Origin of the sequence: Kitasatospora sp. NPDC057518, assembly GCF_042802075.1 — a bacterium.
Taxonomy (GTDB): domain Bacteria; phylum Actinomycetota; class Actinomycetes; order Streptomycetales; family Streptomycetaceae; genus Kitasatospora.
The window spans coordinates 1-1356 of the sequence record NZ_JBHVEU010000798.1; the positions used below are offsets into that span (position 1 = coordinate 1).

Annotated in this window: 1 protein-coding gene; it reads right to left on the minus strand. The window is 68.9% G+C overall.

Annotated elements, in window-relative coordinates; translation table 11 throughout:
* Window positions 1–126: 126 nt before the first annotated feature.
* Window positions 127–1029 (minus strand): HNH endonuclease, encoded by a 903-nt coding sequence (locus tag ACFU7Z_RS39465; RefSeq protein ID WP_049653218.1) that lies wholly within the window; start codon window positions 1027–1029, stop codon window positions 127–129.
* Window positions 1030–1356 lie beyond the last annotated feature (327 nt).

A 1356-nucleotide genomic window follows, 5' to 3' on the forward strand; every position in this document is an offset into this window, starting at 1 on the left:
CCTCGGGGAAGACCGGTCACGGCAGGACCCGGACGAGCGGGCCCGAAGTCTTCGGGTGCGTGAAAGCGGGCCGGAGCGCCTCCCCGGGGCTCGGTCGCCCCGGGGAGGCTGAGCGGGCAGCGTCCGTCACCGGTTGCGGCGGCGTGCCTCGTTCAGGGCCTCGGTCGCCCGAAGAACCTCCCTGGCGGCTTCCTTGATTTCCTGCGAGGCTTCCTTGAGTTCCCAGGACTGGCCTTCCAGGTTCCCCAGCTTGTTCGCGGCGCTCGCCAGCATGCTCGCGATGCTCTCCAGGCCCCGCAGCCGTTGGGCGGCCGCCGCGAGCGCCGCCGCGTTGCCTTCCAGGCCCTTCAGCCCGTCTGCGGCATCCGCCAGGGTGCAAGCGCTGTCCTCCAAACCCTTCAGGTCGCGTGCCGCCCGGCTGAGCGTGTTGGCGTTGTCCTCCAGCCCGCGCAGCGAGCGGGCGGCATCCTGCAGGAGCATGGCGGTGTCTTCGGAAACGCCGCCGCGGTGGTTGCGCAGCTCCGCGAACTCGGAGGTGGCCAGCTTGAGGACGGAGGCGAGTTCTGGGGCCGACTTCGCGAACTCGTCGAGGGCCGGGCCGAGGCGTTCGGCGAACTCGGCCTGGGCCTCACGGATGAGCTCGCCGAGGTCGGCCTTGGTGAGGTCCCCGAGCCCTTCGAGCGCGTCGACCCCGTCGGCCTCGCGGGCCTTCTTCCAGTCGAGAAGCAACTCGACCGAGAACGCCCCGCTGCGAGGGCCGTCGATCACCTTGTGGTGGACGGTGCAGAGCAGGATCAGGTTGGAGAAATGGTTGCGCTCGGCTTCCGACCAGGTGGGCTCGGCACGGGGGCCGTTGTCCTCCAGTGCACGGATGTGGGCGATCTGAAGGTTCTGGATGGGATCGCCCTCGACCATACGGACGGTGGGCTCCTTGCATTCGGGCCAGTAGCAGCCGCCGCGGGCCAGGGTGAGGAGCCCGGCGACGGTGCCGCTGCTGTAGTTGCGGCGTGGCTTCTTCGGCGAAGTCATGTTCTTCTCCCATCGATTGACTGTGTCTCGGTAACCGTAGGAGTCACCACTGACACTCAAAGTGTCCATGGCGTCACGCTTGGTGCCTGGCTGAGTGGTTGTCACACGAAACCGGTCCGCACGGGTGCGCCGGCCGGTGCCGTCGGAGCGGGCCGTTCGGCGCGCCGGGGGCCGGAAGCATCCCCGGCTCCACTCCGACCGGCCGCGATGCTGCACAGGAAGTCGGTGAGGTGACTCTGCTGGCGAAGTCGGTTGGGTTGGGCGTGGGACAGTAAGTGTGTGCCGGTCGGGGCGGGTTGGCTGTCTGTGGGGGTGGGTCGTGTTGCG

Bases quoted from the DNA above. Each gene is read 5' to 3' on its own strand.
- ACFU7Z_RS39465 (WP_049653218.1), bottom strand. From the start codon at position 1,029: ATGACTTCGCCGAAGAAGCCACGCCGCAACTACAGCAGCGGCACCGTC.